The organism is Aminobacter aminovorans, from assembly GCF_900445235.1.
In the GTDB taxonomy this organism is placed as follows: domain Bacteria; phylum Pseudomonadota; class Alphaproteobacteria; order Rhizobiales; family Rhizobiaceae; genus Aminobacter; species Aminobacter aminovorans.
This window is the reverse complement of sequence record NZ_UFSM01000001.1, coordinates 3,999,633-4,011,791: the sequence shown is the minus strand read 5'-3', so window position 1 is coordinate 4,011,791 and position 12,159 is coordinate 3,999,633. Positions and strand designations below refer to the sequence as shown.

General features: G+C 60.2%; 14 protein-coding genes and 1 pseudogene. 10 read left to right on the top strand and 5 right to left on the bottom strand.

Going from position 1 to position 12,159, the window contains the following annotated elements:
• The first annotated feature begins 141 nt into the window (after window positions 1–141).
• From DY201_RS19745 to DY201_RS29855, 5 genes and pseudogenes are all read left to right on the top strand, one after another.
• Window positions 142–1,155, top strand: coding sequence for a helix-turn-helix domain-containing protein (locus DY201_RS19745; RefSeq protein WP_115732670.1), 1,014 nt, complete (start codon window positions 142–144; stop codon window positions 1,153–1,155).
• A 730-nt stretch (window positions 1,156–1,885) separates the two neighbouring features.
• Window positions 1,886–2,395 (top strand): type II TA system antitoxin MqsA family protein, encoded by a 510-nt coding sequence (locus DY201_RS19735; protein ID WP_115732668.1) that lies wholly within the window; start codon window positions 1,886–1,888, stop codon window positions 2,393–2,395.
• Complete coding sequence (locus DY201_RS19730; RefSeq protein WP_115732667.1) at window positions 2,395–4,266, top strand: ParA family protein; 1,872 nt, start codon at window positions 2,395–2,397, stop codon at window positions 4,264–4,266. The genes DY201_RS19735 and DY201_RS19730 overlap by 1 nt, the downstream gene beginning before the upstream one ends.
• Window positions 4,267–4,807: 541 nt before the next feature.
• A complete protein-coding gene (locus tag DY201_RS19725; RefSeq protein WP_115732666.1) occupies window positions 4,808–5,299 on the top strand; it encodes a hypothetical protein in 492 nt (163 codons plus the stop codon).
• Between the two features lie 188 nt (window positions 5,300–5,487).
• A pseudogene (locus DY201_RS29855) lies at window positions 5,488–5,748 on the top strand (helix-turn-helix domain-containing protein); the annotation flags it as partial.
• Between the two features lie 298 nt (window positions 5,749–6,046).
• Here the strand turns inward: DY201_RS29855 and DY201_RS19715 are convergent.
• Complete coding sequence (locus DY201_RS19715; RefSeq protein ID WP_115732664.1) at window positions 6,047–6,961, bottom strand: LysR family transcriptional regulator; 915 nt, start codon at window positions 6,959–6,961, stop codon at window positions 6,047–6,049.
• A 101-nt stretch (window positions 6,962–7,062) separates the two neighbouring features.
• Here DY201_RS19715 and DY201_RS19710 point away from each other — a divergent pair, with 101 nt between their 5' ends.
• The 3 genes from DY201_RS19710 (at window position 7,063) to DY201_RS29115 (ending at window position 8,646) form a co-directional block, all read left to right on the top strand.
• Window positions 7,063–7,386 carry a nuclear transport factor 2 family protein gene (locus tag DY201_RS19710; RefSeq protein WP_115732663.1) on the top strand — a complete coding sequence of 108 codons (324 nt, stop codon included), beginning with the start codon at window positions 7,063–7,065 and terminating at the stop codon, window positions 7,384–7,386.
• A complete protein-coding gene (locus DY201_RS19705) occupies window positions 7,383–8,162 on the top strand; it encodes an SDR family oxidoreductase (RefSeq protein WP_115732662.1) in 780 nt (259 codons plus the stop codon). The genes DY201_RS19710 and DY201_RS19705 overlap by 4 nt, the downstream gene beginning before the upstream one ends.
• A 337-nt stretch (window positions 8,163–8,499) precedes the next feature.
• The gene (locus tag DY201_RS29115; protein ID WP_165915772.1) at window positions 8,500–8,646 is read left to right on the top strand and encodes a hypothetical protein; all 147 of its coding nucleotides are present in this window, start codon (window positions 8,500–8,502) and stop codon (window positions 8,644–8,646) included.
• A 252-nt stretch (window positions 8,647–8,898) separates the two neighbouring features.
• On the opposite strand, the gene DY201_RS28775 is transcribed toward DY201_RS29115, so the two are convergent.
• From DY201_RS28775 to DY201_RS19690, 3 genes are all read right to left on the bottom strand, one after another.
• Complete coding sequence (locus DY201_RS28775) at window positions 8,899–9,258, bottom strand: hypothetical protein (RefSeq protein ID WP_131922167.1); 360 nt, start codon at window positions 9,256–9,258, stop codon at window positions 8,899–8,901.
• A gap of 153 nt (window positions 9,259–9,411) precedes the next feature.
• Window positions 9,412–9,720 (bottom strand): hypothetical protein, encoded by a 309-nt coding sequence (locus DY201_RS19695; RefSeq protein ID WP_131922165.1) that lies wholly within the window; start codon window positions 9,718–9,720, stop codon window positions 9,412–9,414.
• A 94-nt stretch (window positions 9,721–9,814) separates the two neighbouring features.
• Window positions 9,815–10,048 carry a DUF982 domain-containing protein gene (locus DY201_RS19690; RefSeq protein ID WP_165915771.1) on the bottom strand — a complete coding sequence of 78 codons (234 nt, stop codon included), beginning with the start codon at window positions 10,046–10,048 and terminating at the stop codon, window positions 9,815–9,817.
• Between the two features lie 152 nt (window positions 10,049–10,200).
• On the opposite strand from DY201_RS19690, the gene DY201_RS19685 reads away from it, so the two are divergent.
• Window positions 10,201–10,572, top strand: a complete 372-nt coding sequence (locus DY201_RS19685; RefSeq protein WP_115732658.1) for a nuclear transport factor 2 family protein — start codon at window positions 10,201–10,203, stop codon at window positions 10,570–10,572.
• 499 nt (window positions 10,573–11,071) lie between these two features.
• Here the strand turns inward: DY201_RS19685 and DY201_RS19680 are convergent, their stop codons facing one another.
• Window positions 11,072–11,629 carry a hypothetical protein gene (locus DY201_RS19680; RefSeq protein ID WP_115732657.1) on the bottom strand — a complete coding sequence of 186 codons (558 nt, stop codon included), beginning with the start codon at window positions 11,627–11,629 and terminating at the stop codon, window positions 11,072–11,074.
• Window positions 11,630–11,864: 235 nt separating this feature from the next.
• Here DY201_RS19680 and DY201_RS19675 point away from each other — a divergent pair, with 235 nt between their 5' ends.
• Window positions 11,865–12,089, top strand: coding sequence for a hypothetical protein (locus DY201_RS19675; RefSeq protein WP_115732656.1), 225 nt, complete (start codon window positions 11,865–11,867; stop codon window positions 12,087–12,089).
• Window positions 12,090–12,159 lie beyond the last annotated feature (70 nt).

The window sequence follows — 12,159 nt, the reverse complement described above, 5'->3', positions numbered from 1 at the left end:
GCCAGGCAAAGCCGGGCCCGGCTTGCGCGCCCGCAAAGGCCGCTCTACGCTTGCATCAAGGGATGGAGAGGGAGCACGCCATTGGACAGGCCGGCGACGGATTCGCACGGCAGGAGGCCATCGTCCCGCCTGGACATATCAGTGCGTCCGGGCAACGCGCGTGATTTCGATCTGCTGCGCCTCGGCATGTCGCCGCTCTACGAGATGGATGCCGCCGACGCGCAGGCCCGCGAAAGCTTTGCCGCCGAAATGACGAGTTATCATTTCGCCGACATCGCCATTGCCACCGGCTGGGCCTCGGCCGCCAGCTTCGAGCGCTCGCCGCTGACCATTGCCCGCGGCGGGCTCGACAATATCTGCCTGCTTGTCTACGCCGAAGGCGGCTGCGATCTGTCGGTCGAGGGGCGGTCCTCCGAGGTCCATGCCGGCGACGTCTGCCTTCTCGACATGACCCGGCAGTCGAGCCTGCGCGCGCCGCGCTACCGCAGCCTCTCGCTGGTTTTGCCGCGCGCTCTGCTGGCCCCGCTGGTCGCCGATCTCGACGCCTTGCATGGGCGCATCCTGCAACGCTCGACCGCGCTCAACGCCATGCTGGCCCGCCATCTGGGCGCGCTTTACGACGAAGCCCCGGTGCTGGCTGCGAAGGACGCCGGTGCCGCCGCCCACGGCACGGCAGCCCTTGTGGCGGCCTTCGCCGGCGCCTCGGCCCAGGGCCGCGAGATGATCGAGCAGGCATCCGCCGGCACCTCGCTGCAGGCCGCGCGCCGGCTCATCGAGGCGAATGTGCCCGAGCCCGATCTCGGGCCGGAATTTTTGTGCCAGCGGCTCGGCATGTCGCGGGCCAAGCTCTACCGGCTGTTCGAGCCGATCGGCGGCGTCGGCGCATATATCCAGCAGCGGCGCCTGACGCGCGCCTACCACGCGCTGACCGACCCGGCCCAGGCTCATGTCTATGTCGGCGTCATTGCCGCAAGATGCGGCTTCGGCAACGCCTCGGTCTTCAGCCGCGCCTTCCGCCAGGCCTTCGGCCTGTCCCCGACCGACCTGCGCGCCACCCATCACCACCCCGACGCCGACAACACCAACCACGCCGACGACAACGCGTTTACCAGCATGCGGCGGCAGTTGCTCGGGATGGGGGCGGGGCGGGGGTAGGGGCGCGTGGATGGGGTGGGGCGTCTAGGGAGCAAGCCGATCTTGCCTCGCCAATTCGAATGGTGGTCTTGGGCGATCGCCAGGCCTTTAAGCTGAAGATCGCGATGGTTGCCTCACAGGAGGGGCCAGTTACTGCATGACGAGAGAAAGAAAGACGGGCACCTTGAGCATGGCCATGCTGACGGTCCACGATAGCTGATATCATCCGCAAGCCGCTATTTTGTTGCGTAAACTATCGGAATCGAGCATTCGACTTGCATTACATGCGTGCCCTCTTCGATCTCAGCTCATCATCATTTTTCTTGACAAGGGGCTCTCAGTATCATTTGATACCAGCATTAAGGGTTGGAATGGCAGAGGTTGAGATCAGTGACGCCATCAGGCGAATGCTCGCGACAAGGTGCTGCTCCAAGCGCACCAGAAGTGCGATCTTCTCGTATAACCAACCTACTGATTGGAAGCCTGGCTCTCTGCGCGATCCGAGAGACCCTGATGAATATTTTACGGAAGATTCTGCCTGGAATTTCATATCTGAGCTTCTCAACGGCGGTTGCGAAGTTGAGATCGTGGTGCTCGAGAAGCCTCCCGGGAAGACTGGGTATGTCATCAAGGTCGCAGGATGCCCCCCAGTTTCCCATATCTATATCAAGCTTCAATTGGGGGCAGAGCGGGTCATCGGACGCAGTTTCCATGAGAGCTATGTTCAGACTTCGTAGTTGAAAAGGATCAAATGATGCAGCGTTGTGAAATTTGTGAAGCAAACGCCGTCACGGTTCGCTGGTATGAGGAGAAATTTGCTTATGGTTCCGGCGATGATCAAGTCCTGCTCTCAGCTGTGGTTCCGGTATACGAATGTGGCGAATGCGGCGAGATGCACACTGGCCACGAGGCAGAGGAACTTCGCCATGAGGCTGTCTGCAGGCACCTTGGACGCTTGACACCTCATGAGATTAAGGCGATCCGGGAAAGCTACCATTTGACCCAAGAGAAATTCGCGGACGTCAGCGGATTTGGTGTTGCTTCGATCAAGCGTTGGGAACTCGGGAATCAGATACAGGGCGAATCAGCGAACAATCTTCTTTTGTTGCTTCGCATGCCCCATAACCTTCGCCTTGTTCAGGAAGCTAACAAGAAAGAGGCATTCCAGCCGACATTCCGCACGAAGCTTTCGGAGTCAACGCGCCAGCGGTCTCTTGTATTCAAACTCCGGGCTCCTGTCACATTCGAAAAAGCAGCCTGATGTTCGTCATCACTTTCTATTCCTACAAGGGCGGCGTTGGCCGCACGATGAGCCTCGTTAACGTTGCATCCGAGCTTTCGCAGCGTGGTCGAAAGGTTCTCGTGATCGATTTCGATCTTGAAGCCCCGGGCATTCCTAGCTTCCGGCAGTTCACTGCAAGCGAAAGCCGCGTAGGGATAGTCGATTACGTTTCGCAGTATATAGAGACGTCTGCCGCCCCCGATGTGAGGGACTTTATTGTGGAGGCGCAGTTGGATACCCAGACGGAAACACTTCCCATCTGGGTTTTGCCCGCGGGACGACGTGATCAGCATTACGGTACGAAACTCTCGTCCATCGACTGGCAGGACTTGTATCAAACGCGAAGCGGATACCTGCTTTTCGAAGACTTGAAGCAGCAGATCGCAAACGATACCAGGGCCTTTGATTACGTCCTGATCGACAGCAGAACCGGTCATACCGACGTCGGGGGCATCTGCACACGTCAGCTCGCGGACGCCATCACCTTCATGTTCTTCCCAAACAAGCAGAACATTTCTGGTCTCAAGACAATCGTGGACGAAATCCGCTCTGACGCTCACGTCAATGTGAAGCGGACCAAGATGTTCTTTTGCCCTTCCAACGTTCCGGACTTAGACGATGAAGAGGGCATACTCAGATCTATGTTGGACGAAGCCAGCAGAGAGCTTGGCTATGATGAGCCGGCCGCAACCATTAGACATTACAACAGCATGTCGCTGGTTGATCAGAAGGTTTTTGTCATAGACCGGCCCAAGACAAAGCTGGCAGCCGAGTACCGACACCTGACCGAAGAGCTTATGAGCTCAAATGTAGATGATCGCGATGGCGCCATACTATACCTTCAGAAAGTAATTTCTGGATTCCGTGGCAGAGCGAAGAAAGGACCCAAGGGGGCTACAGCCCGCTCCTTACCGCTAGACGAGATCACTGCGGAACTCGAGAGGATTAACTCGAAACATAGACATGACGGCGAGATATGCTGGCTCATGGCCGCGCTCTATAACCATCTTGGCGACTTCGCGAATGAAATGGAGGCCCTGGGCGGTGCCATCAACGCTGGATTCGACGTGCAGAAGGCACATCTCAAGCGGGCTTTCATACTCCTAAGCATGTCACGTCATGAAGAAGCAAAAACAGACCTCCTCAACGTCCTCCGTTCCGTCGACACGACACCGACGGACTTACGATCCGCGATCGAGGCCTTAAAGTCGTTGGACTCGGATTGGGTTTCCCTCATCGAAGAATCGCCGCTTCTGAAGCATCTTGCGCCGGAGGACGTCAGCATTATTTCGGGTGCGCTTCAATTCGACGCAAAAGCCGTTCCTCTGGCTTCGCGGCTTCTAGAGAGAGCATACGGGGAGATAGACAATTCCGCCGGAACACATGGGCAGCTCCGCTCAAATTTGGTCCTATCGTTGATATCTAGCGGTCAGTTCCAAAAGGCGATGGACATCATATGCTCAAACAGAGCGCAAGTTCTGTCCATTGAAGATATCCCGGATATCTTTAACTACGCTATGGCGGAGTGGGGCCACACCAACATCCCGCCCGAGGATTTGTTCGAGCATGCGCTGGAGCTTGCCGAAGTGCCCTCGGACGTCGATGCAAATTTTTATCAGTGCTTGGCGTTGGCGAGCGCAGTGATTGGCGATACGAACCGTGCACTCGATTTCCTGAACACAGCAAGGGATAAGACTCAACAGGGCGTGATATTCAGTTGCTGGACCTATTTGTCTAGACGACGAACAGCGATGCTGTCCGATCTCGATGCAATGGAGGCGGCGTTCAAATCGGGCACTATTGTTCCTCCTGTGATAAGCAGGGACGCCAGAGCGTATACGTCCCACTGACCGGACGACGGGAAATATTCGACATGTGGGGCTCTCGGGAATGAAGATAGCGTAAAGCTGGCTGGGAGATGCTCCCTCCACGACATACATTCGTCGACGCGTCTCGCCGTCAGTCTGTTGCTTTATGACCTTCGTACAGCTAACGGGGTTCCAATGTGCCCCTACGGTTGCATTGCCGACATTTCATCGGCCGCAATATTCGCTCTACAAATCTCTGTCATTAACTAAGGTTTCATCCAGCAGAGCTTTCGGTGTGGACCGCTGTTGACGCATTCCCCCCACTTAGCGGTCGAGTGCCACGTTCGCTTTTGGCTGTCTACGGGCAATGTGGCGTCTTCAGGACTGCATTGATCAATTTGCGCAAGATGATGCCGGAACACCGCCACTAGCAGACCGAGCGCCGTCATGACCGTCATGATGGTTGCAACCCCGTCGACGCTTTGGGTCCGCTTAAGTGTTTCGCGAGAACGCCCCTGCGATCCATGAACTTCCGCCGCAAGCACCGGTTGTGCTAGAGGGAGGCATCCGGGCGTCCTGCCATATGTTCGATCACACGGAGGTTCAGTTGGTGTTTGCAGCCGATGTCGCCGAATGTGCGTGCGGAACACTCGAGGCGCTTTCGCGGGAGCCGTCGATCCCCATCGTCTTCGATGCCGAGCTCAACGAGTATCACATCGTCGGCGCGGGCCAGGAAAAGGTCATGATCTATCACTGCATCTCCTGCGGCGGGCGGGCGCCGGCCTCGCGCAGGCCTGAGCTGTTCATGCATGTCAGCCTTGAAGAGATGGAAAGGCTGAGGCAGGTGACGCAGGGTCTGAAGACGCTGGACGATGTCATACACGCCTTCGGGCCGCCTGATGTCGACCAGCCAGGCGGATACAGCCACACCGAAGCGGCCGGTTCCGGCCCGCGCCGAACCACCTGGCACAGGCAGATGGTTTTTGGTGCCGTGTCGGACACGGCCAATCTCCACGTCGCCATAGGCCTGGACGACAAGGTTCAATTCAGCTTCATGCCGAAGGCGCGCGACTGAGCAAGGTTGCCCGGCGCCGAGCTAATGGTGCGCCGAAACCGGCCCGGCGGGCAGGGCCGGCATCCCACTCTGTTTTCGGGGCCGTGGCGGTCGGTGCCTTGCCGCTACTTCTTCTTCGGCCTCAACACCCGCGGGCCGATATTGTCGTAAACCTGTTGTGCCGGAAATGCGCCGGCTCATCGAGGCGAATGTGCCCAAGCCCGATCTCGGGCTGGAATTTTTGTGCCAGCGGCTCGGCATGTCGCGGGCCAGGGCTCTACCGGCTGTTCGAGCCGATCGGCGGCGTCGGCGCATATATCCAGCAACGGCGCCTGACTCGCGGCTACCACGCGCTGACCGACCCGGCCCAGGCGCATCTTTATGTCGGCATCATCGCGACAAGATGCGGCTTCGGCAGCGCCTCGGTCTTCAGCCGCGCCTTCCGCCAGGCCTTCGGCCTGTCCCCGACCGACCTGCGCGCCACCCATCACCACCCCGACGCCGACAACACCAACCACGCGACGACAACGCGTTTACGAGCATGCGGCGGCAACTGCTTGGGATGGGAGCGGGGCGGGGGTAGGGGGAGGCGGGGTCGGGCAGGGCTGGGCAGGCCGTCAAAGTCAAAGCAATCGGGTTGGAGCCGGCGGAAGACACCGCCCACAGGCCGTCACTTCCCCTTGAGCAGTCTGGATCACGAACGGCCGCTGTCTGGACTACGTCTCGCGACCGCCAGCGTCCGCAATCAGGCGCGGAGCGGAACGACGCTTATACAGCCGTGTTTCGGCCTTTTGAGCCGAGTTCCCGTGCTAGCTCAACGAATGCTCTGTGCGCCGCGGATGGATTGCGTCGTCCCGGGTAATAGATGCAGAGCTCGTCGGAAGGCGGCATCCATTCCTTCAGAACGCTGATCAAGCGCCCTGCCGCAATATCCTCGCGCACGTCACGCTCCATTACGTAGCCCAGCGCCACGCCTGCAAGCACTGTGCCGCGGGAAAGGCTTGCCTCATCCAACGTCATCGGACCGTCCACATCGATCAATAGCGGTTCCCCATCCTTCTCGAAGCGCCAGCGAAAGAGCGCGCCATTCGGCAGCCGGATACGGATGCACCGGTGTTGAAGGAGGTCAGTCGGTGTGGAAGGCGTGCCATGGCTTTTGAAATAGTCGGGCGAGCCTATGACCACATTTCTCTGCGGCCGACCCAGCGAGATCGCAATCATGTCACTCGGCACGAGGGTGGCGCGACGCACGCCCAGGTCGAAGCCTTCCGCGACGATGTCCAGGAGCTGTCCCTCTGTGACCAGATCGATATGGACCTGCGGGTAACGCCTGACGAACTCCAGGAGCAGGGGTGAAAGGATTTCTCGCGCGGCCGTGGCATAGGAATTGATGCGGAGCGTTCCCGTGGGGTTTGCCTGCTTTGAGCGTGCTGCATCCATGGCATCGTGGATGTCCTGCAACGCCGGACGGACGCTCTCGACAAACAGGCGCCCGGCATCCGACAGAGATACGCTGCGGGTGGTTCTATTGAACAAGCGAACGCCGAGATGAGTCTCCAGCTTGCCGACGGCATTGCTAAGGGCAGTCGTCGACATCCCCAGTTCAAGCGCCGCGCCGCGGAAAGAGGATCTGCGAGCAACGGCTACGACAGCTTCCAGATCGTGAAGGCCAGGCTTCGTCATTATCCCACTTTCCGCAATTCGACATCCATGTTTATCCCAATTATCCGAACATCGGAATACGCCTAGTTGTGGAGCGAACAATCCCCAACAGGAGACGAGAGATGAAACTCCCTCAGGCAATCCAGGCTTATTTCGAAGCGGATCGGATGAACGACCGCGAGGCTCTGCTGGCCTGCTTCACGTCGAGCGCCGCTGTCCATGACGAGGGACGCTCCCACTCCGGGCATGATGCCATCGGCAATTGGTGGGAGTACGCGAAAGCCATGTACCGGCATGTCGCCGATCCGCTCGAGGCCCTCACCGATGAGCATGGGACGAAGGTGATCGCCAGGGTCACCGGCGAGTTTCCCGGCAGCCCGGCAAATCTCACCTACGTCTTCCGTCTGGTGGGCGACAAGATCGCAGCCTTGGAGATCGGCGCATGAACGACTTCCTGAATCTATCGGGCAAGCGCGCCCTGATCACTTCCGGCACAAAGGGAGCCGGTGCCGCAACCGTCGACCTGTTCCGCAAATTCGGCGCGCGTGTGCTGACGACGGCCCGCTCGGTCCCCGCGAACGCGTCAGCGGACCTTTTCGTGGCTGCCGACCTTTCCACGAGCGAAGGCTGCTTCACGGTGGCCGAAGCCGTCAGGGGGCAGTTGGACGGCGTCGATATCATCGTTCACATGCTCGGCGGTTCTTCCTCGCCGGCAGGCGGCTTCTCGGCCCTGGGCGACAGTGATTGGCACAAGGAACTCGATCTCAACCTGTTTCCCGCCGTGCGGCTCGACCGAGAACTGATACCGGGAATGATCGCGCAGGGAAGCGGCGTGGTGATCCACGTCTCTTCCATCCAGAGGCTGCTCCCCCTGCCGGACGCCACGACCGCATACGCTGCTGCGAAGGCGGCGTTGTCGACCTACAGCAAAAGCCTCTCCAAGGAGGTGTCGCCGAAAGGCGTGCGTGTCGTTCGCGTGTCTCCGGGCTGGATAGAGACCGAGGCTTCCGTCAAGCTCGCCCGTCGTCTCGCGGATGAGGCAGGCACCGACGTTGAAGGCGGCAAGAAGATCATAATGGACGCCCTCGGCGGAATCCCCCTCGGTCGCCCCTCAAGCCCGGCCGAGATCGCCAATCTGGTTGCCTTTCTGTCCTCCGATCGCGCCTCTTCGATCACGGGTGCGGAGTACGTAATCGACGGCGGAACCGTGCCCACAGTGTAAGAAGCCTCCCATGCCTGCCCGCTTGGGTCGTGCTCGTCCCAAGCCCGTATCGTCATGGATCGCGTCACGCAGTTGCCTGAGAAGTCCTGCCGCTTGGAGCCGTTTGAGCAAGGGCCTCAGAGTGCTCGCCTCCAGCGCGAGCCTCTCGGCGATGGCGCCGATTCCGAGGCGGCGGCAACGAACCACTGCGGCCATCAGGATAGGCGTCACGAACGGTGGTGAACATCGGCACGCAGCCATACGCGGTAGGGGCTTTGCCTTTGCCGACTAGGGCGGCGGGACGTCACGCTGGCCAATTGAGTTTTTCGCGCCTGTTAGTACTCCCTGACCTTCCAGCATGATGGCCGCGACATCAGGCGCGGGCGAGGCGGTGAAGGTGTCGCCGGCGACCATCGATTTCGTCAAGCGTTTCCTGGCCCGGGACGGGGTTGCCGGAGTGAGCCCGATGGCGCGCGGCGTCGCCGACAGCGACGAGTGTGAATAGCTGATCGATCGGAAAGAAGCGGGGCCGGCGCGCATCGCGCCGAAGTCTCCAGCTGTCGATTCACAGGCCGTTCGCAGGCAACCGACCGGGAACGAACGGGCCGGCGAACGGATTGCCTGAGGTAACCCGAAACGTCATGTTATGGTCTCGATGGCGCGGTGCGTCGACAATGTGCCGCTCGGCTGGGGGCTGGTTCGGCAGCCCTTTTGGCTTCACCGGTTCGTTCAGGTCATAAGCGCTTTTCAGGCTTCGTCACGACTGCCAGAAGCGGGCGCGCTTCATGCGGTATCCGGCCTGCTCGCTGCCACCTGGCTTTTCGATGTCGGGCTGATCGGGGTTTGGCTTGTTCCGGTTTGGCTGGTCGGGGTTTGGCCGCTCAGTGCCTGGCGGGTTCTGGCCGTCGGCGTGACGGGTCTTTTCGTTGGTCTCGTCGACAGGCTCGGTGTTGCCGTATCTGTCGGCGGGTTTCCTGTTTTCGGCGGCTTCCTGGCTGACGCCGTCATCTTTTTGACTGTCATCGGGCTTTGGACTGTCATCGGGCTTTGAACTGTCATTGGGGTCGCGATAGTTTGGTGCCGGCTTGCGGGCCGCCATTGCTTTTTCGTGAGGCATGATTGGTCTCCTGCTGTCCCTGAGACAACATGCGGTGCGGCGTAAGGTTCCGTTTCAGCGGGGCAGGGTCCTGGCGTGGCCTGCCCAGGCGCTCCGGCCCCAAGGACGCCACCCCCGGGCCATCAGCTCATGAGGGACGTATTCACCGGCTGGTCACAGGCTGCGCGTCGGGCCGCCACGGGTAGACCTGACCTTGAGCTGAAAGTCGCCGTCATAGATCCGGTTCAGGATCGAGCACGCAGATGTGGCGCTTTCAAACGAACGCTCTACAAGGACGGTATTGCCAAGTGCTGCGGGCCGGTCTTCGGCATCATCCCAGACCTGCCATGATCCATTCGGCTCCTGGATGCATCTGAAACGTGGAACAACTGCGGTCACGGGCTGCCCCTTTGCTCTATGGCTGGGCTCGATGGCTTGATGGTTGCCTTCCGCAACGCGCGAAGCGCGCATTCGTTCAATCATGGCGCCCGGTCGCGCGCCTGGCTGACAACCAGGAGGACGCAGGGTCACATCCTGCGCCCAGGTCGGCCGACGGGACGAGGCCGGCGCTTCCGGCTTATGCGGTTGCCGCCAGAATGTCGGCATCGAGGCAAAAGTCGAGAAATGCCTGGCGCGCCTCTGCCGTTGAGATTTGCCCGGCCTCTGCCCGCGTCAAGGCAATGCCGGCCAGATGCGCCATTTCGGTGTGGAGCCCGCCGGGCCATTCAGACAGGAAGGTCCAGGCCTCGTCGATCGAGGAAATGGCGATGGTGCGGCCGTCGAACGCAATCCAGACGATGTCGAATTCCATGGCGGGCGAGGCTCCAGACCGGGGCGGGCCATCTCTTGGCCAAGGGGAGGCGGGCGGATGGCGCCGGGCGCGAAACCCGAACATAATCAGTAATTGCTGAGCCGCTGCCGAACAAGGGCAGCGCAAGGGCTCTGATTGGTCGGAGACACGCTATGGATATTCGATCGACACTGATGGAGTTAAGCGACGCTTTCAACGCGCATGATCTCGATCGCATCATGGCGTTCTTTGCCGACGACTGCATCTTGGAGATGCCAAGGGGAAGCGCGCCATGGGGCGCACGTTTCGAAGGCAAGCCGAGCGTGCGGCAGGCACTGGCATCCCGCTTTGAAGGTCTGCCTGATGTTCACTATGGCAATGGCGAGCACTTCGTGGATTCGACCGCCGAAACCGGCATCTCGAAATGGACCCTGACCGGTACGACACCCGACGGCGTTCAAAAGGATGTCCGTGGCTGTGACTTCTACACGTTTCGCGACGGCAAAGTGATCCGCAAGGACTCTTACTGGAAGATTGTGGAGTGAAGCGTGGACCCAGGTCGGCATCGTGCCGCCGATGCCTGGCTCCGGCATCTCACTGAACTTCCGGGTCAAAGGGCGCCCGTCAAATGGGCGGGGTGACAGCTTCCAACCTTGCTCTTTCCAGCCGCTCTTCTGTTCGTGCTCTATCGCGACGGTAGTAGATCAGCGCTACCGCAATTGCTCCGGCGATCTCAAGTTGGACTATGCTCAAACCAAGCCAGCTGGGTATGGTGAGTTGCAAACGAAACAGCGCTACTGCGAACGAGAACAGGAACGACACGGCAAACGATATGGCGAAGTGAGCCAGGCTACCGACTATGACTGCTTTTAGAATAGGAATTGGGGCAACTCCTCTCTGGTTTGGGCGCGTGGAATCTAGCCGAGTTGAACGCTATTTGCGAGGGAGGCGCACATGCTCCCGTGACGTAAGCCACCTGTCGAGATGAGTTCCCGGCCGCTGCCGTTGCAACGGCAAGATGTGGCCGAAGCTGTAGCTGACCGGTCAATCGGCTCGCGTGATCTGGCGGGCGAAGATGCCAAGGCTGGTGCCGCGACCTGTCAGGATGATGTTCATGCCCGGCGCCAGGCTGTCCCTGACAGCTTGGGGAACGCCACAGGCGCGGTCGAACAACATGGGCAGGCCTTCCAGCTCCACGGGTGAAGGACAGCCTTTCACCCTGCCGCCATCGGCGCGTTCCACACTGAACTGCAGCTCGGTCTCGTCGCCCGCAACAAGGGCAATCGCCATCGGGCCGGTCACGTCGACGACGTTCTTGCCGATCATGAAGCCAAACAGCAGAGCAGCACTAGCTCCCGCAAACCTCCACAGGTCAGTGTCCTTTTCATCCCTGGGGGCTTTTTGGACGACCCAGAGCAACAGCAGTGCCGTTGCCAGGCCGGCAACAAGGCCATAAGTGCCCGCGCTGGACGCCCATTGGGTCGAAGGCACGAAGCCGGCGCCAACGATCATCCTGGCCAACATCGGCAACAGGCCAAGCAGGACCCAGACGAGGATCAGGATCGCGACCGTCTTGCCAAGCGGCCACCTTGCCTCAGCCACATCAGCCCCTTTTGAAAAGCCCCGGTGCAGCAAAGCAAAGATATCCTGCCGCGGCAACAAGCGCCCGGTGAGGGGCAGCTGATTTTACCGCAGATCAAAACGGGATTGCGTCCGGGTAACCTGATACGCCATACAGGAACCACGATGGCGTAGTGCGTCGATTGAGGGCTGCTTCGGCGGCCTTTTGCTTTTCAGATTGCCCGGCAGGGCAGGCAGGCCATATCAGGAGCAGCGGATGTCGCGGTCCCGGCGCAGGACGCCCATCGTCGGCATGACGACCGCTGAGAGCGACAAGCCTTTCAAGGTGGCCGAACATCGCCGCGAGCGACGCAGCGTCAGGTCGGCAATCAAGGCCGGCGACGACAGCCCCACGGTTCGGCTGTTTGGCAATCCCTGGGCTTCCGACAAGGATGGCAAGCAGTGGCTTGGCGACCGTCACCCCGATCTGATGCGGAAGTAATTACGGCTTTCGCCAGGCGGGCAGGCCAAAAGCCAGCGCAGCACATGCCGGGCCGATAGAGGCGGCGCAC

Bases quoted from the DNA above. Each gene is read 5' to 3' on its own strand.
- DY201_RS19715 (WP_115732664.1), bottom strand. From the start codon at position 6,961: ATGACGAAGCCTGGCCTTCACGATCTGGAAGCTGTCGTAGCCGTTGCT.
- DY201_RS19730 (WP_115732667.1), top strand. From the start codon at position 2,395: ATGTTCGTCATCACTTTCTATTCCTACAAGGGCGGCGTTGGCCGCACG.
- DY201_RS19735 (WP_115732668.1), top strand. From the start codon at position 1,886: ATGATGCAGCGTTGTGAAATTTGTGAAGCAAACGCCGTCACGGTTCGC.
- DY201_RS29115 (WP_165915772.1), top strand. From the start codon at position 8,500: ATGATGGCCGCGACATCAGGCGCGGGCGAGGCGGTGAAGGTGTCGCCG.
- DY201_RS19690 (WP_165915771.1), bottom strand. From the start codon at position 10,048: ATGGAATTCGACATCGTCTGGATTGCGTTCGACGGCCGCACCATCGCC.
- DY201_RS28775 (WP_131922167.1), bottom strand. From the start codon at position 9,258: ATGCCTCACGAAAAAGCAATGGCGGCCCGCAAGCCGGCACCAAACTAT.
- DY201_RS19675 (WP_115732656.1), top strand. From the start codon at position 11,865: ATGTCGCGGTCCCGGCGCAGGACGCCCATCGTCGGCATGACGACCGCT.
- DY201_RS19725 (WP_115732666.1), top strand. From the start codon at position 4,808: ATGTTCGATCACACGGAGGTTCAGTTGGTGTTTGCAGCCGATGTCGCC.
- DY201_RS19685 (WP_115732658.1), top strand. From the start codon at position 10,201: ATGGATATTCGATCGACACTGATGGAGTTAAGCGACGCTTTCAACGCG.
- DY201_RS19695 (WP_131922165.1), bottom strand. From the start codon at position 9,720: ATGATTGAACGAATGCGCGCTTCGCGCGTTGCGGAAGGCAACCATCAA.
- DY201_RS19705 (WP_115732662.1), top strand. From the start codon at position 7,383: ATGAACGACTTCCTGAATCTATCGGGCAAGCGCGCCCTGATCACTTCC.
- DY201_RS19710 (WP_115732663.1), top strand. From the start codon at position 7,063: ATGAAACTCCCTCAGGCAATCCAGGCTTATTTCGAAGCGGATCGGATG.